Source organism: Aquibium sp. ELW1220 (assembly GCF_030398385.1).
GTDB lineage: Bacteria > Pseudomonadota > Alphaproteobacteria > Rhizobiales > Rhizobiaceae > Aquibium.
The window spans coordinates 129976-152707 of the sequence record NZ_JAOAOQ010000011.1; the positions used below are offsets into that span (position 1 = coordinate 129976).

A 22732-nucleotide genomic window follows, 5' to 3' on the forward strand; every position below is an offset into this window, starting at 1 on the left:
TCGCCTGCATGTCGCTTCCAGCCAAGACGGTCCAGCACGATCCGCACCACGAAACGGTGCGCGACGTCATCACGCGCATCGAGGCGGAGCTCGAAACGATCGCGCATGCGATCGACGTCAACCACGCCCATATCGCGGTGGCCGTCGGGGATGCGATCCAGGGCAAGCCCGGCTTCATCCGCGCCATGCAGGAGGGCGATCTCATCTACCAGAAGGTCTCCGGCATCGCCGGCTTCCTGCGCTCGCTGATGGAGGTGATGCCCGAGGAGTGGGAGGTCGAGACCGGGGTGGCGACGCGCGACGTCAAGCTCGCCGAACTGGCCGGCCGCATCGGCGCGCGGGCTCAGATCGTCCACGTGGTGCGCAACGACGATTTCGGCGACTGCGACATGTTCTGACATCGGTTCTCGCGGGGGCGGGACGAGACCCGGCGCCGGCTGTCTTCGGTCGGCGTCGGTGTCTTTTAAGACCGGCCGGCAGTCTTCGACGCGCCGCCGGCTCCGCCCGCGCCATGATACCCGGCCCTGCAATGTATTTAAGGGTTGGCTTTCCCTTTCCAATCATTAACATCACCTTCCAGGCCGTGCGGACCGCGCGCGGCGAACATCATCGGGAGGTCCATCATGTTCAAAGTCGGCACCCGTCTGCTTGCCGCAGGCGCCATGTCGGTCACGCTCGCGTTCGGCGTCATGCCGGCCAAGGCGGACGAATTCATCAATGTTCTGACCGGCGGCACGTCCGGCGTCTACTATCCGCTCGGCGCGGCGCTGGCCAAGATCTATGGCGAGAAGATCGAGGGCGCGCGCACACAGGTGCAGTCCACCAAGGCGTCCGTCGAGAACCTGAACCTGCTGCAGAAGGGCAGCGGCGAGATCGCCTTCGCGCTCGGCGATTCCGTCAAGGCGGCCTGGGAAGGCGACGCCGAAGCCGGCTTCGCAGCCAAGCTCGACAAGCTGCGGGGCATCGCGGCGATCTACCCCAACTACATCCAGATCGTCGCCTCGCAGGAATCCGGCATCAAGGTCTTCGAGGACCTGAAGGGCAAGAGCCTGTCGGTCGGCGCGCCGAAGTCCGGCACGGAGCTCAACGCGCGCCAGATCTTCAAGGCACTGGGCATGAGCTACGAGGATCTCGGCCAGACCGAGTACCTGCCGTTCGGCGAGTCTGTCGAGCTGATCAAGAACCGCCAGCTCGACGCCACGCTGCAGTCGGCCGGCCTCGGCGTCGCCTCGATCAAGGACCTCGCCACCTCGCTGCCGATCACCATGGTCGCGGTGCCGGCGAGCGTCGCCGAGACGCTCGGCGCGCCGTTCCTCGCCGCCACCATCCCCGCCGGCACCTATGAGGGCCAGGCGGCGGACGTGCCGACGCTGGCCATCACCAACATCCTGGTGACGCATTCGGACGTTTCCGACGAGACCGCCTACCAGATGACCAAGCAGCTGTTCGAGAACCTGCCGGAGATGGTCGCCGCCCACGCCGCGGCCAAGGCGATCGACGCCGCGGCCGGCGCGAAGGGCCTGCCGATCCCGCTGCATCCGGGTGCGGAACGCTACTACAAGGAAAAGGGCCTGCTCTGATCCGCAGCGGATCGGACTGGACATCCAGACAGTGCGGCCGCTTCTTCCAGGCGGCCGCAACGCCATGGCGAGGCCGTTTCCCCGGGACATGACATGAGCAATCCAGCAGCCAGCGACGTCGGTTCCTCCGCCACATTCCACGATCCGACCGGGGGCGGCTTCCCCGCCACGCGGGAGGGGAGGCTCCTGTTCTGGATCGCGGTCGCCTTCTCGGTGTTCCAGCTGGCCACCGCCGCACACGTGCTCAACCAGCCGAGCCAGATCGTCCGTTACTTCCATGTCGGCTTTCTGCTGCTGCTCGCTTTCCCGCTGGTGGCGGCGGCGGCCGGCTGGCGGCTGCCGTGGAAATCGCTCGCCTGGGGACTGGCGGCGGCGAGCGTTGCCGTCGCGATCTACCAGTGGGTCGAGTACAAGCCGCTGATCCTGCGCGCGGGCGACCCGCTGACGCGCGACATCGTCTTCGGCGTCATGGCGCTCGTCACCATCTTTTCGGTCGCCTGGCTGATCATGGGGCCGGCGCTGCCGATCATCTCGGGCGCCTTCCTCGCCTACTGCCTGCTTGGCCAGTACCTGCCCGCGCCGCTCGACCATCGCGGCTACGATTTCGCGCAGGTGATCGACCACATGACCTACGGGACCGAGGGCATCTACGGCATCCCGATCTACGTCTCGTCGACCTACATCTTCCTGTTCATCCTGTTCGGCGCCTTCCTGGAGAAGGGCGGCATGATCCGCCTGTTCACCGACATCTCGATGGGGCTGGTCGGCCATGCGCGCGGCGGTGCGGCGAAGGTGTCGGTCATCTCGTCGGGCCTGATGGGCACGATCTCGGGCTCGGGCGTCGCCAACGTCGTCACCACCGGCCAGTTCACGATCCCGCTGATGAAGCGCTTCGGCTACCGGCCGGCCTTCGCGGGCGGCGTCGAGGCAACCGCCTCCATGGGCGGGCAGATCATGCCGCCGGTGATGGGCGCGGTCGCCTTCATCATGGCCGAGACGCTGGGCATCGAATATTACGAGGTGGTGAAGGCGGCGATCGTGCCGGCCATCCTCTACTTCGCCTCGACCTTCTGGATGGTGCACCTGGAGGCTGGCAAGCGCGGGCTGATCGGCCTGCCGCGCGCCGAACTGCCGTCGGCGCTGGGTGCGCTGAAGCAGGGCTGGTACCTGCTCCTGCCCCTAGGCGTGCTCGTCTACCTGCTGTTCACCGGCTACACGCCGCTGTTTGCCGGCACCGTCGGCCTGGCGCTGACCGTGCTGCTCATCCTCGGCGGCTCGGTGGCGCTCGGCCTGCCGGGGCAGGTCATCCGCATCCTCTTCTGGATCGGCCTCGGCCTCGTGGCGGCGAGCTTCTTCCGCTTCGGCATCGGCGTCGTGCTGGCGGCGGTCGCGCTGCTCGTGCTGGCCAACGTGTTCGTGGAGGGCGGGCGCAAGACGCTGGCGGTCTGCCGCGACTCGCTCGCCGACGGCGCCCGCACGGCGCTGCCCGTCGGCATCGCGTGCGCCATCGTCGGCATCATCATCGGCACCATGACGCTGACGGGCGTCGCCAACACCTTCGGCCAGTACATCGTCTCTGTCGGGCAGAACTCGCTGTTCCTGTCGCTGGTTCTGACGATGATCACCTGCATCGTGCTCGGCATGGGCATCCCGACCATCCCCAACTACATCATCACCTCGACGATCGCCGGCCCGGCGCTGCTCGAGCTCGGCGTGCCGCTGATCGTCAGCCACATGTTCGTGTTCTACTTCGGCATCCTGGCCGACCTGACGCCGCCGGTGGCGCTCGCCTGCTTCGCCGCCGCGCCGATCGCCAAGGAGAGCGGGCTCAGGATTTCGATGGAGGCGATCAAGGTCGCCGCCGCCGGCTTCGTCATTCCCTACATGGCTGTCTATACGCCGGCCCTGATGCTGCAGGACGGCGGGCCGCTGGCGGCGACGTTCGGATACGTCCCGGCCGTGATCTACATCATCGTCAAGGCGTCGCTGGCGATCGCGCTCTGGGGGGCGGCCGTCATCGGCTATCTGCGCGCCCCGCTCGCCGCCTGGGAGCGCCTGCTCGCTGCCGCCGCCGCCTTCACGCTGGTCGTGGCGCTGCCCGTGACCGACGAGATCGGCTTCGCGCTGGCGGCGCTGCTGTTCGGGCTGCACTGGTGGCGGACCCGGGTGCGGCCGGCGGCGGCGTGATGTCTTTGGGCGATCGGCCAACGGTGGCACTCCACGGCGCCCCCCTCTGCCCTGCCGGGCATCTCCCCCACAAGGGGGGAGATCGGCGGCGTCGGTCCCGGTGCCCTTCCTGCACAGGCGAAGATTGGCGGAGGCGGCAGGGACACCCGATCTCCCCCCTCGTGGGGGAGATGCCGGCAGGCAGAGGGGGGCGCCGTCGAGCGTGGGCGGCTCCGAGATCTCGCACGCCCCCATGCCCCTAGCCCTCTGCATCATAGCCTCGGGCAAGACCACCGTGCTCGCCGCCTCCGCCTTCACGCTCGCCTGGACCCATTCGGTGGAAAAGACCCGCTGGGCGGAGGACTGGCGGGTGACGCTGGCCGGGCTCGAACTCGTCGCCGCCCGCGTGGAGGGCAGCGGGGCGGGGATGGAGGTTCCGGAGGGGGCGGTGCTGGACGGCGGGGTCTGGACGTATCGGCCGCGCCTGCCGCCGCAGCCCTCGCTGCTGCTCGCAAGCTCCGGCGCGACGGGGGAAGGTTGGGAGCTTTGCGTGGCGGGGGGGTGCCTGACGATCGGGGACGCGCCGGGCGCGCCGGTGGAGATCAGGGGCTGCGACGGATAGGGCGCGCGCGGGCGCGCCCGGCGGTGTTTTGGCCGCCCGGCCGATCGGGTTCCTTGCACGATCCCGGCGGGCCGGGGGCGTCACGATTGGCTTGGGGCGGGGCGGAAGACTGTCCACGCTCTTCCGTTGCGCAGACCCGGGATGAAGGGCGCTTCACGGCGCCCCCCTCTGTCCTGCCGGACATCTCCCCCACGAGGGGGGAGATCCGCCTTCGCCACAGCCTGCGCCAATCTCCATCGCTGCAAAGGGCGAACCGTCGCTGGAACTGCCGATCTCCCCCCGTGTGGGGGAGATCGGCAGGACAGAGGGGGGCGCGACGGGGCTCGGGGTTGGCCAGAGGCTTGCATCGCTCTCGCAGAACGCAACACGAACGACGCACGCCGCCGATGCGCCCCGGCTTTCCTTTCGCGCGTTCCCGCTTATGAATGCGCCATGGCCTTCACGCTTCGCCAACTCCAGTATTTCGTCGCCGTCGCCGAGCAGGGGACCGTCAGCCGCGCGGCGCAGAACCTGTCGATCTCGCAGTCGGCGGTGACCGAGGCGATCAAGGAGCTGGAGGGGGACCTCGGCGTGGCGCTGTTCGACCGTCATGCGCGGGGGCTGGCGATCACCCACAAGGGCCACCAGTTCCTGCGCCACGCCACCAAGATCCTCGCCGACGTATCGGACGCGCGGCGCAGTTTTTCGGGCGATCCGGCGACGGTGACCGGCCGGCTGCAGCTCGGCGTAACCTCGCTGGTGGCGGGCTACGTGCTGTCGGACCTGCTCGCCCGCTACCGCCGCGCCTGGCCGGCGGTGGAGGTGTCGGCGATCGAGGACAATGGCGATTATCTGGAGCACCTTTTGGTCGGCGGCGAGCTCGACGTGGCGGTGACCGTCATCTCCAACCTGCGCGACCGGATGGCGCTGCAGGCCGAGATTCTCGAGGTCTCGCCCTACCGGCTGTGGCTGCCGCTCGGGCACAGGCTGGTCGACGCCGAATCCATCGCCCTGTCGGACCTGTCGACCGAGCCGCTGATCATGCTGACCATCGACGAGATCGAGGAGAGCACGGGCAAGCTGCTGGCAGCACTCGGCACCCGGCCGCACGTGGCCTTCCGCACCCGCTCGGTGGAGGCGGTGCGCAGCCTGGTGGCGACCGGCGCGGGCGTGGCGCTGCTGCCCGACCTCGTCTACCGGCCGTGGTCGCTCGAAGGCGACCGGATCGAAAGCCGCGACATCTCCGGCGCGCTGCCGGTGGTCCAGGTCGGCATGGTGTGGCGGCGCGGCTCGGTGCTGTCGCAGACCGCGCGCGACTTCATCGCCTTGGCGCAGGGGCAGCGGATGCAGCGGGGAAGGTGTGGGGGGGCCGGCGATGCGTTCGCGGCGGGACGCTGGAACAGAGTTGGAAGTTCTTTTTCAGAGCCCTCCCACACCCTGAGAGCGCTGAAGCGTATCCGTTTTGATTAGCAACGCTTGAAGATCGGGCTCGTCATGCTCAAGGGCGACTATGGTACAGAACATGGCTAGGGCGATACCAAGGCCAATGCACAAAACAGGCAATGACTCGGAAAGACTGTCGGGGTCCGGACCGACGACGTGGCCGTCATACGAACCGTCAGAGTTTCGATTCAAATAGCGATGGAGGCTATTCAATGAGTTGTGTGCCGATGACGCGCTTAGATTCTTGTACGAATCGTAATAATTGTAAAAACCGCTACGCTGCGCGAGAGATTTTACCGATATCGAATTTGTGATTTTTGATTTTAGGGAAGATACTCTATTCGCCAACTGGCGCTCGATTTCCGGATTGCGCTCGTAAAAACCGCGTCGAAACTGTTCAAGGTAGTACGTAGCGCGATCTTTTTGCGATTTCAGTTCATCATTGATGAAAGCGCGAACGGCTGCATCGCGCTCCTTTTGGATGAAGCCGAGCCAAAACGCAGTTTCATAGACATTGCGCGCCAACGTATCGCCTTCTGCAATCATGGCACGCCGGTATAGGATAAGCGCCGCCTGAAAAGACGAAAGCGTTCGGTAGATCATTCGCATCGCAATCGGCGTTGGATGGTGACTAGACAATCCCACGATCTCGTTCTCGCGGCGGTTAAATGCCTCAAGACCCGCGCCGTTGAGGCCCTCCGCGTGATCGAACCATGCCATGTGTTGACGCGTATATGCGGGAATGGCCTCTTCGACATATGGTGAGAGAAAGCCATTCGCGCGGAAGGCATTTACGAACTCGGCTTCGGTGCAGGATAAACGGGGGATATCGTCGTCGGACACAAGCTGACCATTTCGTTTGGATCGATCAGTAGGGGCCGCACATTTTACCCTAAGTGAAGCGGCAAAGCTCTACATTGAAACAGAAAAATCGTTTTCCGTTTCACCAACGCGTCCCACGCGGCCCCCCCCAGTGCCGCCGAGCGTAGGTTGCTGCCGATACGGCACGCTTGGGAGCCCCGTTTGCCGACGTTTGCGACGATGCTATATACATCGCCATGAACCAGCTCTTCCGCAACCTCGAGCTCCGCCCCGCCGATCTGCCGCCGACGACGCAGGCCGCCGAGGGGCTGGCGCGGCGGCGGTGGAGCGTGGCCGAGATCGAGGCGCTGACGAAGGCCGGCGTGCTGGACGAGGGCGAGCGGTTCGAGCTGATCGGCGGGGAGATCGTGCCGATGGCGACCAAGTCGCTGCCGCACGAGATACTTCGAGCATCGCTGAACCTGTGGTTCGTTCTAAATTCGCCCGAGCAGATCTGTGTGGCAGGAAGTACCACCTTCCGCCTGAGCGATGACAGCTTCGTCGAGCCCGACTTCGTGTTCTTCCGCAAGGCCGACGGGCTGGCCGCGCTGGCCCCGAAGACGGCGCTGCTGGCGGTCGAGGTCGCCGATTCCAGCCTGCGCTGGGACCTCGGGCGAAAGGCGCTGATCTATGCGCAGTTCGGCATTCCGGAACTGTGGGTGATCGATGCCGTGACAGAGGCGACCCATGTCCACACGGCGCCGGGACTGGAGGGCTATGGCTCGATCCGTCCGGTGGCGGTCGACGCGGAGGTGCGATCTACGGCCATCCCCGGCCTCTCGGTCACGCTCGCCGCGCTCGAGCGGTTCTGACGCCCGCATGCCGAGGTGCATGGCCACGACGGCGTGGTGCGTCCTTCGAGGCCCGCTGCGCGGGCACCTCAGGATGAGGACCGTTGGTGGCGCGCCACTCCAGTCCTGACATATCCCTGAGCCGCCCTTTTCGGACCCTCCGAACGAGGACCGTCGGAGGCTGCCGCTCCCGGTCTGAAATGTCGCGGAAACGGCTTTGGCAGTTCTCGTTTCGCCGGCGGGAACGTCGTCCCGGTCGTGGACCCGTCGTTGGAGCAGCACAACGGTCCTCATCCTGAGGTGCCCGGAGAAGCCGAGCCTCGAAGGACGCACGACCGAGCCGCTCTCCGGGAAGCACATTCTTGGGGGAGAGGACATGAGCCTCGGTATCGGAATTTCCGATACCTCCTTTCTGACAAATGAAATTGCGAATGGCGGAATTCGTGGCACTCTGTGACAAGGGACCACGCCGCCAGCACAGAGCGGCCCCCGACAATGGGAGAACCGTGATGAAGAAGCTTCTGCAGTCATGCACCGCGCTGACGCTCGCGCTCAGCGTTTCGGCCTCCGCCTTCGCCCAGGTCACGTCGATCGGCGAGAGCGAGGGACAGGTCAACATCGTCGCCTGGGCCGGCTACATCGAGCGCGGCGAGACGATGAAGGAATTCGACTGGGTGACCAAGTTCGAGGAAGCCTCGGGCTGCAAGGTCAACGTCAAGACCGCCAACACCTCCGACGAGATGGTGGCGCTGATGAACGAGGGCGGGTTCGATCTCGTGACGGCGTCCGGCGACGCCTCGCTGCGCCTGATCGCCGGCAAGCGCGTGCAGCCGGTCAACATCGACCTCGTGCCGAGCTGGTCGACGGTGGACGAGCGGCTGAAGAACGCGCCCTGGCACACGGTGGACGGCGTGCATTACGGGGTGCCCTACATGTGGGGCCCGAACGTGCTGATGTACAACACCAACGTATTCAAGGAGGCGCCGGACTCCTGGAACGTGGTGTTCGAGCCGATGGACCTGCCGGACGGCAAGCCGAACGCCGGCCGCGTGCAGGCTTATGACGGGCCGATCCACGTCGCCGACGCCGCACTCTACCTGATGACTCACAAGCCCGACCTCGGCATCAAGAGCCCCTACGAGCTCAACGAGGACCAGTACAAGGCGGCGCTGGACCTCCTGCGCGAGCAGCGCAAGCTCGTCGGCCGCTACTGGCACGACGCCTTCATCCAGATCGACGACTTCAAGAACGAGGGTGTGGTGGCGTCGGGCTCCTGGCCGTTCCAGGTTAACCTCCTGAAGTCGGACAAGCAGCCTGTCGCCTCGGTGTTCCCGAAGGAGGGCGTGACGGGCTGGGCCGATACGACCATGATGCATGTCGATGCCGCCAACCCGAACTGCGCCTACAAGTGGATGGAGCATTCGCTGGCGTCCAACCTGCAGGCCGACCTGTCGGTCTGGTTCGGTGCCAACCCGTCCGTGCCCGCCGCCTGCACCGACGGCCGCGGCATGCAGACCGCAGAGGGCTGCACCACCAACGGCTTCGACAATTTCGAGCAGGTCCGCTTCTGGACCACGCCGACGTCGAAGTGCGCCAGCCAGAACGATGCCTGCGTGCCCTATTATCGCTGGGTGTCGGACTATGTCGGCGTGATCGGCGGGCGCTGACGGCGGGCCGCGCCCACCCCCTCACCGTCTCGGGCTTCGCCCGATCCACCTCTCCCCCATGTGCATGGGGGAGAGGAATCGCAGCGCCTGCGGTTGGCGGCTCCTCTCCTTCGGGCAGGGGGAGAGGTGGCCTGTAGGGTCGGTGAGGGGATGCTCCGCATTCGCAGCAGGATCGTTCGACCACGATGACCACAGCCGTCTCCTTTTCCCAGGTCTCGCGCCACTACGGCGCGGTCAAGGCCGTCGACCGGGTCGACCTCGACGTCCGGGAAGGCGAGTTCTTCGCCATGCTCGGACCTTCGGGCTCGGGCAAGACGACGTCGCTCAGGCTGATCGCCGGCTTCGAGCAGCCTACGGCGGGGCATATCGAGATCTTCGGCGAGACGGCCGAGGGCGTGCCGCCCTACCGGCGCAACGTCAACACCGTGTTCCAGGACTATGCGCTGTTTCCGCATCTCAACGTCGTCGACAACGTCGCCTACGGGCTGATGGTGCGCGGGGTGGCCAAGGCCGAGCGGCGACGGGCGGCGGAAGAGGTTCTGGCGATGGTCAAGCTGCCGGGCTATGGCGACCGCCGGCCGGGACAATTGTCGGGCGGCCAGCGGCAGCGCGTGGCGCTGGCGCGGGCGCTGGTCAACCGGCCGAAGGTGCTGCTGCTCGACGAGCCGCTCGGCGCGCTCGACCTGAAGCTGCGCGAGCAGATGCAGGAGGAGCTGAAGGCGCTGCAGCGCCAGCTCGGCATCACCTTCGTCTTCGTTACCCATGATCAAGGCGAGGCGCTGTCGATGGCCGATCGCGTTGCCGTGTTCAGCGAGGGCCGCATCACGCAGGTCGGTACGCCGCAGGAGATCTACCAGCGGCCCGCCTCGCGCTTCGTCGCCGATTTCGTCGGCTCGTCCAACGTGCTGCCGCCCGACTTCGTGCAGCGCTATTGCGGGCAGCGCGGCTGGGGCAGCCTGCGGCCGGAATCGATCCGCATCCAGGCAGATGCCTCCGGCGACGGCGTGCCCGCGCGCGTCCTGTCGAAGAGCTATCTGGGCGCCGCCACGCGGGTGGTGCTGGACGCGGACGGGCTGCGGATCAACGCGATCCTGCCCGCCGGCGCCCGTCTGCCGGACGACGGCGAGGCGGTGGTGCTGACCTTCAATCGCGAGACGCTGCACGTCATGGGGGGCGAGGGGTGAGGGCCTTGTCGGCAAACCCCGCCATCCTGCCCCGCCGCGGCGGCGTCGCGGGGGCGCTGTCGGATGCATTCTGGCGGCATCCGGGGCTGCTTCTGTTCCTGATGCTGACGCCGCCGGTGCTGTGGCTGGGGATCATCTATCTGGGATCGCTGTTTGCGCTGCTCGCGCAGAGCTTCTTCTCGATCGACGAGTTCTCGGGCCTCGTCCAGTACGAGTTCACGCTGAAGACCTATGGCGAACTGCTGCGTGCCCAGAACCTCGACGTCATCGTGCGCACGGTCGTCATGGCGGCGATCGTGACGCTGGCGGCCGCCGCCGTTGCCTTCCCGATCGCCTATTTCGCGGCGCGCTACGCGAAGGGCAAATGGAAGGCGTTCTTCTATCTCGCGGTGATGCTGCCCCTGTGGTCGAGCTATCTCGTCAAGGTCTATGCCTGGAAGCTGATCCTCGCCAAGGAAGGCATCCTGAACTGGCTGCTGGCCAAGCTGCACCTGACCTGGCTGCTCGAGGCCTGGCTGTCGCTGCCGATCGTCGGCGGCAATTCGCTGTCCTTCAGCTATACCGGCACCTTCCTCGTCTTTCTCTACGTCTGGCTGCCCTTCATGATCCTGCCGCTGCAGGCGGCGCTGGAGCGCGTTCCGGGGAACCTGGTCGAGGCCTCGTCGGATCTCGGCGCTGCCCCCGCCACGACGTTCCGGCACGTGATCTTCCCGCTGGCGCTGCCGGGGCTGGTGGCCGGCTCGATCTTCACGTTTTCGCTGACATTGGGCGACTACATCATCCCGCAGATCGTCGGTACGTCGCGGCTGTTCATCGGCCAGGCGGTCTATGCGCACCAGGGCACGGCCGGCAACATCCCGCTGGCGGCCGCCTTCACGGTGGTGCCGATCGTGGTGATGGGGTTCTACCTGTGGGGCGCCAAGCGGCTGGGGGCGTTCGATGCGATGTGAGATAGCACGGTCCCCGGCGCCGTCACCTGCTCCGCTGCGTCGCAGGACCCCCACCCCTCACCCCTCCCCACAAGGGGGAGGGGGGGCGCGAGCGTTGGAGCTCGTCGTTCGGTCGAATGAGGAAGCGGTGACGCCGGTGTCCCCCTCCCCCTTGTGGGGAGGGGTGAGGGGTGGGGGTCCTGCTGCGGTGAGGGGTTCTGCGGCGGTGAGGGGCAGGGATGGACGTTCTTGCCGGGCCGGACGTCGCCGTCGGGAGATTGCCCATGCGCGCTGACCGCAACGAGCGCGCGCCGCTGCCGCTGACGATCGCCGCGGCGGCCGGGCTCCTGTTCCTTCACCTGCCGATCCTGCTGATCTTCGTCTATGCCTTCACCACGGAAGACAAGAGCTATGCCTGGCCGCCGCCAGGCTTCACCACCAAGTGGTTCGCGGTGACCTGGAACCGCCCGGACGTCTGGGAGGCGCTGACGCTGTCGGTCAAGGTGGCGTCGATCTCGACGGCCGTCGCGCTGGTGCTGGGCACCTTGTGCGCGGCCGCCGTGAGCCGGACCAAGTTTTTCGGCCGCGAGACCATTTCGCTGCTGGTCATCCTGCCGATCGCGCTGCCGGGCATCATCACGGGCATCGCGCTGCGGTCTGCCTTCTCGCTCGCCGAGATCCCGTTCTCGACCTGGACCATCGTGCTCGGCCACGCCACCTTCTGCGTGGTCGTCGTCTACAACAATGCGGTGGCCCGGTTCCGGCGCACCTCGGCGTCGCTGATCGAGGCGTCGATGGATCTCGGTGCCGACGGATTCCAGACATTTCGCTACGTGATCCTGCCCAACATCGGCACAGCGCTGCTTGCCGGCGGCATGCTCGCCTTCGCGCTGTCGTTCGACGAGGTGATCGTGACCACATTCACGGCCGGCCAGCAGGCGACGCTGCCGATCTGGATGCTGGAGGAACTGGTGCGGCCGCGGCAGCGGCCGGTCACCAACGTGGTGGCGATGGTGGTGGTGATCGTCACCTTCCTGCCGATCCTCGCCGCCTTCTATCTGACCCGGGACGGCGACCAGATCGCCGGAGCGGGGAAGTGAAACGGACGAATGGCGAGTGGCGAATAGCGAATAGCGACTAGGGTCATTCTTTTCGCCATTCGCCACTCGCTTCTCGAAAACAGGGAGATACACGATGGACACCGCAATGCTGATCGGTTCGCGCTTCGAGGCCGGGACCGAGATGGAGGAGCCGATCCTCAACCCGCGTACAGGCGCGACGATCCTGAACCTGCCCGAAGCGAACCAGGGCCAGATCGAGGCGGCGGTGGCGGCCGCCGACAAAGCCTTCGCGACATGGTCGCGGACCACGCCCGCGCAGCGTTCGGGATATCTGCTCAAGATCGCAGACCGGATCGAGGCGGAGGCCGATGGCTTCGCGGCACTCGAGGCGCTGAACTGCGGCAAGCCGATCAATGCGGTGAAGAACGACGAGATTCCGGCGATCGTCGACTGCTACCGCTTCTTTGCCGGCGCGGTGCGCTCGATGCCCGGTGCTGTGGCGGGCGAGTACCTGCCGGGCTTCACCTCGATGATCCGGCGCGACCCGATCGGCATCGTCGCCTCGATCGCGCCGTGGAACTACCCGCTGATGATGATGGCCTGGAAGCTGGCGCCCGCCATCGCCGGCGGCAACACCGTGGTGTTCAAGCCGTCGGAGCAGACGCCGCTGACGGCGCTGAAGCTGGCGCGCATTCTCGCCGAAGTGCTGCCGGAGGGCGTGGTCAACGTGGTGCTCGGGCGCGGCGAGAGCGTCGGCAACGCGCTGATCAACCATCCCAAGGTCAACATGATCTCGATCACCGGCGACATCGCGACCGGCAAGAAGGTGCTGCAGGCCGCCGCCAAGTCGGTCAAGCGCACGCATCTGGAACTTGGCGGCAAGGCGCCGGTGATCGTCTTCGACGACGCCGACCTCGACGCCGTCGTCGGCGGACTGCGCGCCTTCGGCTTCTACAATGCCGGACAGGACTGCACCGCCGCCTGCCGCATCTATGCCGGCGAGAAGGTCTACGAGAAGCTGGTGGCCGACCTCTCCTCGGCGGTCTCGACCATCGCCTACGGGCAGGAGGACGACACCACCAACGAGATCGGGCCGCTGATCTCCAAGCGCCAGCGCGACCGTGTCTCTTCCTTCGTCGAGCGGGCGTCGGAACTCAACCACATCGAGATCACCACCGGCGGCAAGCCGGGCGAGGGCGGCGGCTTCTACTACCAGCCGACCGTGGTGGCCGGCGCGCTGCAGTCCGACGAGATCGTGCGCCGCGAGGTGTTCGGCCCGGTCGTCTCGGTGACGCGCTTCTCCGACGTCGACGAGGCGGTGAGTTGGGCCAATGACAGCGACTACGGGTTGGCGTCGTCGGTGTGGACGAAGGACGTCGGCCGCGCGATGGCGACGGCTTCGCGGCTGCAGTACGGCTGCACCTGGATCAACACCCATTTCATGCTGACCAACGAAATGCCGCATGGCGGGCTGAAGCAGTCCGGCTACGGCAAGGACATGTCGCTCTACGCGCTGGAGGATTATACGGCGGTGCGCCACGTGATGGTGGCGCACGGGTAGCGGCAGCTTATCGACCTCGAACGACGCGCCGCGGAATCCTTGGCGGCGCGTCGCCTTTCGGGCCTTCCGCGCCGTCGCCCCGCTTGGTGTCGTGGCCGCATTGACCTATGTGTGACGTCAGACCGCGCATTCAGCAGGGGGGCCAGATGTCCGTCACCAAGGAAATCGTCATCGAGAAGCTGCGGACGATCACGGGTCCCGACGGGGGAGGGGACATCGTTTCGCTCGGGCTCGTGTCGGACATCTTCATTGCCGACGGCAAGGCGTTCTTCTCGATCACCGTGCCGGCGGCGCGCGCCCGCGAGCTGGAGCCGCTGCGCGAGACGGCCGAGCGCGCGGTGAAGTCCATTCCCGGCATCGTCGGCGCGATGGTGGCGCTGACAGCCGAGAAGAAGGGCGGAGGCATGGAGCGGGCGCCCGCGCCGCCGCCGCGCGCCGCCGCGCATGCGCACGGCCACGCACATGGGCATTCGCATGCGCCGCGGCCGGCTCCCGCGTCGCGCCAGCCGGGCAAGCGCGGCGTGCCGGGCGTGTCGGCGATCATTGCGGTCGCCTCAGGCAAGGGCGGCGTCGGCAAGTCCACCACGGCCGTCAATCTCGCGCTCGGCCTCGCCACATTCGGCATGAAGGTCGGCATTCTCGACGCCGACATCTACGGCCCGTCGTTGCCGCGCCTGATGGGCCTGACGGGCAAGCCGGAAACGGTGGACGGCAAGGTGCTGAAACCGATGGAGCGCTACGGGCTCAAGGTCATGTCGATGGGTTTCCTCGTCGAGGAGGAGACGCCGATGATCTGGCGCGGACCGATGGTGATGTCGGCGCTGACGCAGATGCTGCGCGAGGTGGCCTGGGGCGACCTCGATGTGCTGGTGGTCGACATGCCGCCCGGAACCGGCGACGCGCAGCTGACAATGGCGCAGCAGGTGCCGCTGGCCGGCGCCGTCATCGTCTCGACGCCGCAGGACCTGGCGCTGATCGACGCGCGCAAGGGTCTCAACATGTTCCGCAAGGTCGACGTGCCGCTGCTCGGCATCGTCGAGAACATGAGCTACTTCGTGGCCCCCGACACGGGCACGCGCTACGACATCTTCGGCCATGGCGGTGCGCGCAGGGAAGCCGAGCGGCTGGGCGTGCCCTTCCTCGGCGAGGTACCGCTGGAGATGGCGATCCGCGAGAGTTCAGACGCGGGCGCGCCCGTCGTCGTCTCGCAGCCCGACGGGCCGCACGCCAAGGTCTACCGCGACATCGCCGCCCGGGTGATCGAGCAGCTGGAGGCCGGGAAGGGCGGCGGCGAGGGGCCGGCGATCGTCTTCGAATAGGGGGCTGTCCGGCCTTTCCCGACCGGCAAGCTTGCGGATATCGCTCGCGCAACCGGGGGCATCGGGATCGTTCGCACGCTCCTGGGCATAAAGTCGCCGGCGCTTTACCCGTCGCGGTGGAAATGCAACCGTGCATTTGTTAAGAAGACTAGACACTTTGTAGTTTTGCCCGGCGCCGATCGACCGCCGAGCATCCGCGAGGTGAAACGATGTATCGGCAGTTCGTCTTCCTGCCATAAGCGACGGGTTCGGGTCGCGGGCGGGGAGCCGGTCTTCCGACGGAAATGGGGCAATGCATGGCCGGCCCGCGCTATACGCGGCAGGTGGCGACGATCGTATCGATCGATGCAGCGGGGTTCTCCCGTCTGATGGGCATCGACGACGAGGCGACGGTCGCGACGTTCGAGCAGATGAGGGAACTCATCGACGCGACCTGCGCGGACCATGGCGGCCGACTGTTCGGTCCCGCCGGCGACAGCATGATGGCGGAGTTCGGCGCGCCGGTGGAGGCGCTGCTGGCCGCGCTGGACTTCCAGGACCGCATCCGCGACCACAACGAGGCCATCGCACCCGACCGGCGGATGTCCTTTCGGGCGGGCATCAATACCGGCAGCGTGATCGTTCGCGACGAGAGCCGCTACGGCGACGACGTCAACATCGCCGCCCGGCTGCAGGAGATCGCGCCCGAAGGCGGCGTGGTGATCTCCGACACGACGTGGCAGCACGTGCGCGACCGCGCCGCCGTGCGCTTCACCGATCTCGGGATCCAGGATTTCCACAACATCCTCCTGCCGGTCCGCGCCTACCGGGTCGAGCGCGGGGTCTCGCTGCCGGTGGTCCGGCAGGACGGCGCGGCGCCCTTCTCGTTCTTCCGCGCCGACGGCAAGGGCGGTCCGCCCGCGATCGCCATCCTGCCGCTACGCAGCGAACCCGACGATCCCGAGACACGCTACATCGGCGAGGGCATCGCCGAGGACATCATCGCAGGCCTGTCCAACGTGCGCTGGCTGCCGGTAATCTCGGTCAATTCAAGCCGCCAGTTCAAGGATGCCGGGGTGACCTCGGAGGCGGCCGGCCGCGCACTCGGCGCCCGCTACGTGGTGACCGGGACGGTGACCCGCAACGGCAACCAGCTGCGCGTGCGCACGATGCTCGACGACGCCTCGACCAACCGCAACATCTGGTCGCGCCGCTACGACCGCGACATGACCGACATGTTCGACATGCAAGGCGAGATCGGCAGCGAGATCGTCGCGACGCTGGAAAAGGAGGTCGACCGGATCGAACAGGCGCGCACCTTCCGCGTCCCGTGGGAGAGCCTGGAAACCTGGCAACTGGTGCGGCGCGGGCGCTGGCACATGCAGCGGCGAACGCGCGAGGACACGGAACGCGCGCTGGAGTTCTTCCAGGCGGCCTACGAGCGCGACGCGAATTCCTCGACCGTGCTGGACGAGCTGGCCTGGTGGTACTTCTGGCGGTCCTGGCTGAACTTCGGCGCGAGCGGCGAGTACCGCGAGGACCTCGAGCGCGTGGTGGAGTATTCGCGCAAGGCGCTCTACGTCGACAGCCAGGATGCGCGCCCGCATGCCTATCTCGGCATCACCGACATCATGTCGGGCCGTCCGCGCGGTGCGCTCGAACATCTGTCGGAGGCCCTGCGGATCAACCCGAGCTTCGCCTTCGCCCGCTCGGCCATGGGGAGCGCGCACAACCTGCTTGGCGAGGCCGGGCGCGCCATCCCGCTGTTCCAGGGCGCGGACCGGCTGAGCCCCTTCGATCTCTACCGCTTCCACAATCTCGGCGAACTCGCCTCCGCCCAGTGCCTCGCGGGCGACTGGGATGGCGCGGTCATCAGCGCGGAGCGCTCGCTGATGCTCGCACCGGCCTACTGGTATGCGCGGTTCCTCAAGGCCGGCGCACTCGCCCGGACGGGACGGCATGACGAGGCGCGGGCCGAACGGACGATCCTGCTCGGACAGGACCCACGCTTCACCGTCGAGAAGGCCGCCCTTATCCCGTTTGCCGACAAGGCGTACAACGATCTCCTGATCGCCGCCTATCTCGCCGCCGAATAAGTCCCCCGAACCGCGCCGCAGTGTGAAGCGCGTCACTTACAGTGGCGGGCACAGCGCTTTACCTGCAACCTGGGAACAGTCGGGGACAGCACGTTGCAGACGAAATATCATGACGGGATCAGGAAGGCGCAGGCCGGTCAGAAGCCGGCCGGCACGTTGCCGCCCTTCGACCCCGAGCGCCTGCGCACGCGCGGCTTCGTCGGGCGGGCCGTCGGCCGGCTGATGGAGAACCCGCGCGGTTGGCTCTCCGTGCTGCGCCGCTGGTGGCCTAACCCGAAGATCGGCAATTTCGTTCTGGTGACGCGCGCCGCCGACGTGCGCGAGGTGTTCGAGCGCCAGGACGTGTTCCACACCCCCTTCGGGCCCGAGATGATGGAGATGGCCAACGGGTCCAACTTCATCCTGGGCATGCAGGACGGGGCGGCCTATCGCAAGCTCAAGTCGCCGATCCTGTCGGCCTTCCCCCCGGACGAGGTGGAGCGTCGCGTGCGGCCGATCGCGCGGCGCCACGCCGACGACATCATGCGGACCGCGACGCCCGGCTTCGACGCGGTGGACGAACTCCTGAAGATCGTGCCGGTGCGGGTCTGCCGCGACTATTTCGGCATGGCGATCGACGACGACGAAGCCTTCTCCGATTGGTCGATCGCGCTGTCGACGCTGTTCTTCGCCGATCCCGCCGGGAACGCCGACACGCGCGAACTGGCCGTGACGGCCGCCCATCACATGCTGGCCGCGATCGACCTGTCGATCGAGCGGGCGCAGCGCGGCGAGATCGCCGCCGACACGCCGCTCGCGCGGCTCGTCCTCCTCAACGAGCAGCGGCCCGACGTGATCTCGATCGCCGAGATCCGGTCCGTGATGATGGGCATGATCTCCGGCTTCGCGCCGACCAACCTGCTGGCCGCGGGAAACTGCCTGGACGTCGTCCTGTCGATGCCGGAGGCCCGGGCTGCGGTGGTGAAGGCGGTGAAGGGCGGCGATACTGGCGCGCTCGACCGCGCCATTCTGGAAGCCATGCGGTTCAAGCCGATCTTCGTCGGCCCGTTCCGGTACGCCGCCGCGGATGCGGTTATCGCCCGCGGCACGTCGCGGGAGCGTTTCGTGCCGAAGGGCGCCACGGTGATGCCGTCGATCCTGTCGGCGATGTTCGATGCCGAATCCGTCGTCGATCCCGAGCGTTTCGATCCGGACCGCTCGTGCCGCGACTACATGGTCTATGGCCATGGCATCCACTGGTGCATCGGTTCGGCGATCGCGCGCGTGCAGATCGGCGAGTGTTTCCGGGCGCTGTTCGAGCGGCCGGGATTGCGGCGGGCCGAGGGCCGCGCCGGGCGTCTGTCCCGGCGCGGTGCCTTCCCCGAAAGGCTCTGCGTCACGTTCGACGTCGACGCGTCTTCCCGGACCGTGGAGCATGCCTTCGTCACCGTCGCCGCGCCGGTGGCGTCCGGCGTCGACATTTCAGCATTGCGCGGGGAGGTCGCGCGGCTCGGCAACCCGGCGACCGGCGGGATTAAGGCGGCGCTCGACGATGCGCGGGCGGTGCATTTCGCCAGCCTTTCGGTGATCGGCAGCGCCGATCCACGAGCCGAAACGTCCGATGGCCGGTTCGACGTGGTGCTGGAGTTCTCCGCCGACGGCAGCGAGGCCGCAGCCATCGCGCTGATGGCGGAGAAGGCCGGCCCCTTCCTGCGGAGCGTCTTCGAGAAGGCCGGCGCGCTGACGCCGGGCCGGGAACTCGCGACCTTCATGCAGATGCACAGCGTCCGGATCGGTCCCGGGTTCTCGACCCATGCCGGTCTCGTCTTTACCGGAACCCCCGGTCACGGCGTCGATCGCATCAAGGCGGAAGCCTGCCTGGAAGAGGAATTGCGCACGGCGTTGGCCAGGATGCGGCCGGACCCGGCCGAGACCGCGCTGGCGCGGCTCGAACGGTTGCGCCGGCACCTGGCGGAGCGCGGCGGCTACGACTGGGCGTTCCAGCCGGCCCCGCACGGTCTCGACGGGGCGACGAAGCCGCTGACGGCGGCCTTCATCGGCTGGCTGTCGTCCTGGTGGATCCTCGGCGGCACCGTCGCCGCGCTGGCGCTGCTGACCGCGCTCTACGCCCGCTTCGCCTTCGCAGGCGCGCAGGCGGTGGGCGGAGCGCTGGTCGCCTGGGCGGCGGCGCTGTCGCTGGCGATCCTGACCATGGTGTTCGTCGTGGGCGGGCTGGCCGGCCTCGGCTACTGGGGCCTGCGCCGGGCCGAGGAACGGGATGCTGAGAAGGGGGCGCCTCTGCCGCCGGAGCGTTTCGAGCCCATCGCAGCTGGCGAGAACCACGTGGCGCAGAACCATCTCGCCGCGGTATCGGTGATGAAGCCGGGCCGGTTGCGCCGCCTGACGCTGCGGTTGACCTTCCTCGCGATCAAGATCGCGGCAACGCGGGCATTCGAGCCCGGCCGGCTGTCGGATATCGGGTCGATCCATTATGCGCGCTGGGTGCTCCTGCCCGGCACCGACAAGCTGCTGTTCTTCAGCAACTACGGTGGCAGCTGGGAAAGCTATCTCGAGGACTTCATCACCAAGGCGCATGCCGGCCTGACCGGGGTTTGGAGCAATACCGTGGGCTTTCCGCGGACGCGCAATCTGTTCCAGGAGGGGGCGACCAACGGGGCGCTGTTCAAGCTCTGGGCGCGGGAGCAGCAGATCCCGACGCTGTTCTGGTATTCAGCCTATCCCGAGCTGACGACCTTCCACATCCGGCGCAACGCGGCGATCCGCCAGGCGGTCGCCGGCGCCCGAACCGAGAGCGAGGCCGCGGCCCTGCTGTCCAGCTTCGGCTCGGCACCGTTGCCCGCCGATGCGCTGGAGACGGAGGAGATCCAGTCCATCGTCTTCGGCGGCATGGGCAAGCTGCAGGCGGCCGAGATGATCGCGCTGCGCCTGCCCGAGAGCATGCCGGCAGCCGAAAGGGCACAGTGGCTGGATTTCGTGCTGGCCAATGCCAGCTTCGGAGCGCGTGTTCCGGAGAAGGAGGCAATGACCGTGGCCTTCAGCGCCAGCGGGCTGCGCAAGCTCGGCCTTGCCGACGAGGGCGTAGCGGGACTGCCGACGGTGTTCCGGCGCGGCATGGCGGCGCCCGGCCAGGATCGGGTGCTGGGCGACGTCGGCGAGAATGCGGCTGCGAACTGGGCCTGGGGCAAGGCCGGCGCGGAGGCCGACGCAGTTCTCGTCTGCTACGCGACCGGCGAGCGCATCGCCGGCATGACCGCGACCGCGGTGGCCGAGGCGGAGGTCGCGGGCATGCGGGTGCTGCATCGGCTGCCGCTGATCATCAAGACGGACGGCGAGGGCCGGCCGATCGAGCATTTCGGCTATCGGGACGGCATCTCGCAGCCGGTGATCGAGGGAACGCCGCGCGCCCGGGCGCCGATTCATCCGCAGCACAAGGTCGCAGCCGGCGAGTTCCTGCTCGGCTATCCCGACCAGACCGGCAAGGCTCCGCCGCCGATCGCCGTTCAGGCCGGTTTCGACCGCGCGCAGTGCCTGAGCGCGCTCGCGGTGCCGCCGGTGGGCGGGGAGGGGCGGGACTGGCGCGATTTCGGCCGCAACGGATCCTTCCTCGTGGTGCGCCAACTCGTCCAGCACGTCGACCGCTTCGAGAGCTTCTGCGGGGAGACGGCTGACGGGCTCGGCCGTGACGCCATCGACGGCCGGCCGGCGTCCGAGTGGGTGGGCGCCAAAATGTTCGGTCGCTGGAAGGACGGCGCATCGCTGGTCCGGCATCCCGTTCGGCGCGACGCAGAGGCCACGGAGGGGCGCCAGCGGGACGTGGCCGACAACGGCTTCCTCTACGAAGGCGAGGACCCGCAAGGGCTTGCCTGCCCGCTCGGCGCCCATGCGCGGCGGTCAAACCCGCGCGATTCGCTCGGCAAGGATCCCCAGGCGCAGATCGAACTGGCCAAGCGCCACCGGCTGCTGCGGATCAGTCGCGCCTTCGAGCAGGGTAACCGGAAGGGGATCCTGTTCATGTGCCTGAACGCCGACATCGAACGGCAGTTCGAGTTCGTCCAGCAGACCTGGGTGATGAATCCGAGCTTCCAGACACTGCACGGCGAGCAGGACCCGATCGTCGGCCACCCCAGCGGAAACGGTGCCTTCACGGTGCCGACCCGTCACGGCCCCCTGATGCTGAGCGGGCTCCAGGCCTTCGTCACGGTCGAAGGCGGCGGGTACTTCTTCATGCCCGGCCAGCGCGCGCTGCGCTATCTGCGCTCGCGGGCGGAAACGGGGGAGACGCTGACATTGGCGGTCGGGGTCGACCAGGAACTTCCGACGACGACCGCTGCGATCGATTTGGCGCAATGTCCCATGCACTCGGGGGCGAAGTTCTAGGATGGCTTGATGACGTCGTCTGATGCCCTCCTATGGTTGTATAATCCGTGTATAATTAGGCGTCCAGACGAGCAAAACTAGGCAATTCATTAACAGTATTCTCCCAAATTCGACTGGCGATGCACGAACGCCGTCGCCCGGTCGCGAATTCGCGCCTGTCGCTGACGGACCTGCCGGTACCAGTCGACCGGCATCTTTGGGGGAGAGAATGGGATTTTTCACTGCGAGCACCCGGTCGGCCGCCGGAAGGGCCGATGCCGAGGAACTGAACGCCAAGGTCGCTGCGATCATGCGGTCGCAAGCGGTCATCGAGTTCGCCCTCGACGGCACGATCCTGGCGGCGAACAAGAATTTCCTGGATACGCTCGGCTACACGGAAGCCGAGATCGTGGGCAAGCGCCACTCGATGTTCGTCGACAAGGCCTTCGCCGCCAGCCCTGAATACAAGGTGTTCTGGGAGCGCCTTCGCGCCGGCGAGTTCTTTTCAGACAAGTACGCCCGCGTCGGCAAGGGCGGACGGGAGATCTGGATCCAAGGGTCGTACAATCCGCTCTTCGACGCATCGGGCAAGCCGTACAAGGTGGTCAAGTTCGCGCTGGACATCACCGATGTCGAGTTCGAACGTCGCCGCAACGAGGAGGAGCGCGCCGCGCGGGCCCGCGAGCAGCAGAGTGTCGTCGAGGCTCTTGCCGGAGGGCTGAGGAATCTCGCCGCGGGCAATCTCTTGAACGGCATCTCGGACAGTTTCCCGGCCGAGTATGAGGCGTTGCGGGTCGACTTCAACAAGGCCGTCGATTCGTTGCAGAGCGCGTTGACGTCGATTGCCAGCAGTGCGGAGACGGTGCGCAGCGGGACGAGCGAGATCATGCGCGCATCGGACGACCTGTCCAAGCGGACCGAGCAGAATGCGGCGAGCCTGGAGGAGACCGCGGCGGCGCTGAACGAGCTGACCGAGACGGTGCGCCAGACGGCCGACGGCGCCCGCAAGGCGGACCAGACGGTCGCCTCGACCCGCTCGGATGCGGAGAAGAGCGGCGAGATCGTGCGCCAGGCAATCACCGCCATGGAGCAGATCGAGAAGTCGTCGTCCCAGATCGGCCAGATCATCGGCGTGATC

15 protein-coding genes and 1 pseudogene are annotated in these 22732 nt (G+C 67.1%); 15 read left to right on the top strand and 1 reads right to left on the bottom strand.

The annotated features are described in order from the left end of the window. The first annotated feature begins 8 nt into the window (after positions 1–8). The 5 genes and pseudogenes from N1F91_RS12740 to N1F91_RS12760 all read left to right on the top strand — a co-directional run. Positions 9–398, top strand: a complete 390-nt coding sequence (locus N1F91_RS12740) for a hypothetical protein (protein WP_289992603.1) — start codon at positions 9–11, stop codon at positions 396–398. 225 nt (positions 399–623) lie between these two features. After that, the gene (locus N1F91_RS12745; protein WP_289992605.1) at positions 624–1580 is read left to right on the top strand and encodes a TAXI family TRAP transporter solute-binding subunit; all 957 of its coding nucleotides are present in this window, start codon (positions 624–626) and stop codon (positions 1578–1580) included. Between the two features lie 93 nt (positions 1581–1673). Then, complete coding sequence (locus tag N1F91_RS12750) at positions 1674–3767, top strand: TRAP transporter permease (RefSeq protein WP_289992606.1); 2094 nt, start codon at positions 1674–1676, stop codon at positions 3765–3767. A 232-nt stretch (positions 3768–3999) separates the two neighbouring features. Beyond that, positions 4000–4368: a DUF1850 domain-containing protein gene (locus tag N1F91_RS12755; RefSeq protein ID WP_289992608.1), complete on the top strand. Its 369-nt coding sequence runs from the start codon at positions 4000–4002 to the stop codon at positions 4366–4368. Between the two features lie 432 nt (positions 4369–4800). After that, positions 4801–5682, top strand: a pseudogene (locus tag N1F91_RS12760) (LysR substrate-binding domain-containing protein); the annotation flags it as partial. Between the two features lie 84 nt (positions 5683–5766). Here the strand turns inward: N1F91_RS12760 and N1F91_RS12765 are convergent. Next, on the bottom strand, positions 5767–6633 hold the full coding sequence (locus N1F91_RS12765) for a DUF5677 domain-containing protein (protein ID WP_289992610.1): 867 nt from the start codon (positions 6631–6633) through the stop codon (positions 5767–5769). A gap of 215 nt (positions 6634–6848) precedes the next feature. On the opposite strand from N1F91_RS12765, the gene N1F91_RS12770 reads away from it, so the two are divergent. The 10 genes from N1F91_RS12770 to N1F91_RS12815 all read left to right on the top strand — a co-directional run. Further along, positions 6849–7463, top strand: a complete 615-nt coding sequence (locus N1F91_RS12770) for a Uma2 family endonuclease (RefSeq protein ID WP_289992611.1) — start codon at positions 6849–6851, stop codon at positions 7461–7463. Positions 7464–7951: 488 nt separating this feature from the next. After that, positions 7952–9109 carry an ABC transporter substrate-binding protein gene (locus N1F91_RS12775; protein ID WP_289992612.1) on the top strand — a complete coding sequence of 386 codons (1158 nt, stop codon included), beginning with the start codon at positions 7952–7954 and terminating at the stop codon, positions 9107–9109. Between the two features lie 185 nt (positions 9110–9294). Then, positions 9295–10293 carry an ABC transporter ATP-binding protein gene (locus N1F91_RS12780; RefSeq protein ID WP_289992614.1) on the top strand — a complete coding sequence of 333 codons (999 nt, stop codon included), beginning with the start codon at positions 9295–9297 and terminating at the stop codon, positions 10291–10293. After that, entirely contained in the window at positions 10290–11243 is a 954-nt protein-coding gene (locus N1F91_RS12785) for an ABC transporter permease (RefSeq protein ID WP_289992615.1), read from the top strand. The genes N1F91_RS12780 and N1F91_RS12785 overlap by 4 nt, the downstream gene beginning before the upstream one ends. A 263-nt stretch (positions 11244–11506) precedes the next feature. Beyond that, complete coding sequence (locus N1F91_RS12790) at positions 11507–12322, top strand: ABC transporter permease (RefSeq protein ID WP_289992618.1); 816 nt, start codon at positions 11507–11509, stop codon at positions 12320–12322. 94 nt (positions 12323–12416) lie between these two features. Then, a complete protein-coding gene (locus N1F91_RS12795; protein ID WP_289992622.1) occupies positions 12417–13844 on the top strand; it encodes a gamma-aminobutyraldehyde dehydrogenase in 1428 nt (475 codons plus the stop codon). 146 nt (positions 13845–13990) lie between these two features. Next, positions 13991–15163: an Mrp/NBP35 family ATP-binding protein gene (locus N1F91_RS12800; RefSeq protein WP_289992623.1), complete on the top strand. Its 1173-nt coding sequence runs from the start codon at positions 13991–13993 to the stop codon at positions 15161–15163. A 296-nt stretch (positions 15164–15459) separates the two neighbouring features. Then, positions 15460–17238, top strand: a complete 1779-nt coding sequence (locus N1F91_RS12805) for an adenylate/guanylate cyclase domain-containing protein (protein ID WP_289992625.1) — start codon at positions 15460–15462, stop codon at positions 17236–17238. 93 nt (positions 17239–17331) lie between these two features. Continuing rightward, positions 17332–21615 carry a cytochrome P450 gene (locus N1F91_RS12810; RefSeq protein ID WP_289992627.1) on the top strand — a complete coding sequence of 1428 codons (4284 nt, stop codon included), beginning with the start codon at positions 17332–17334 and terminating at the stop codon, positions 21613–21615. 208 nt (positions 21616–21823) lie between these two features. Next, positions 21824–22732 (top strand): PAS domain-containing methyl-accepting chemotaxis protein (locus N1F91_RS12815; protein WP_289992628.1); only part of this gene is annotated, 909 nt, incomplete at its 3' end.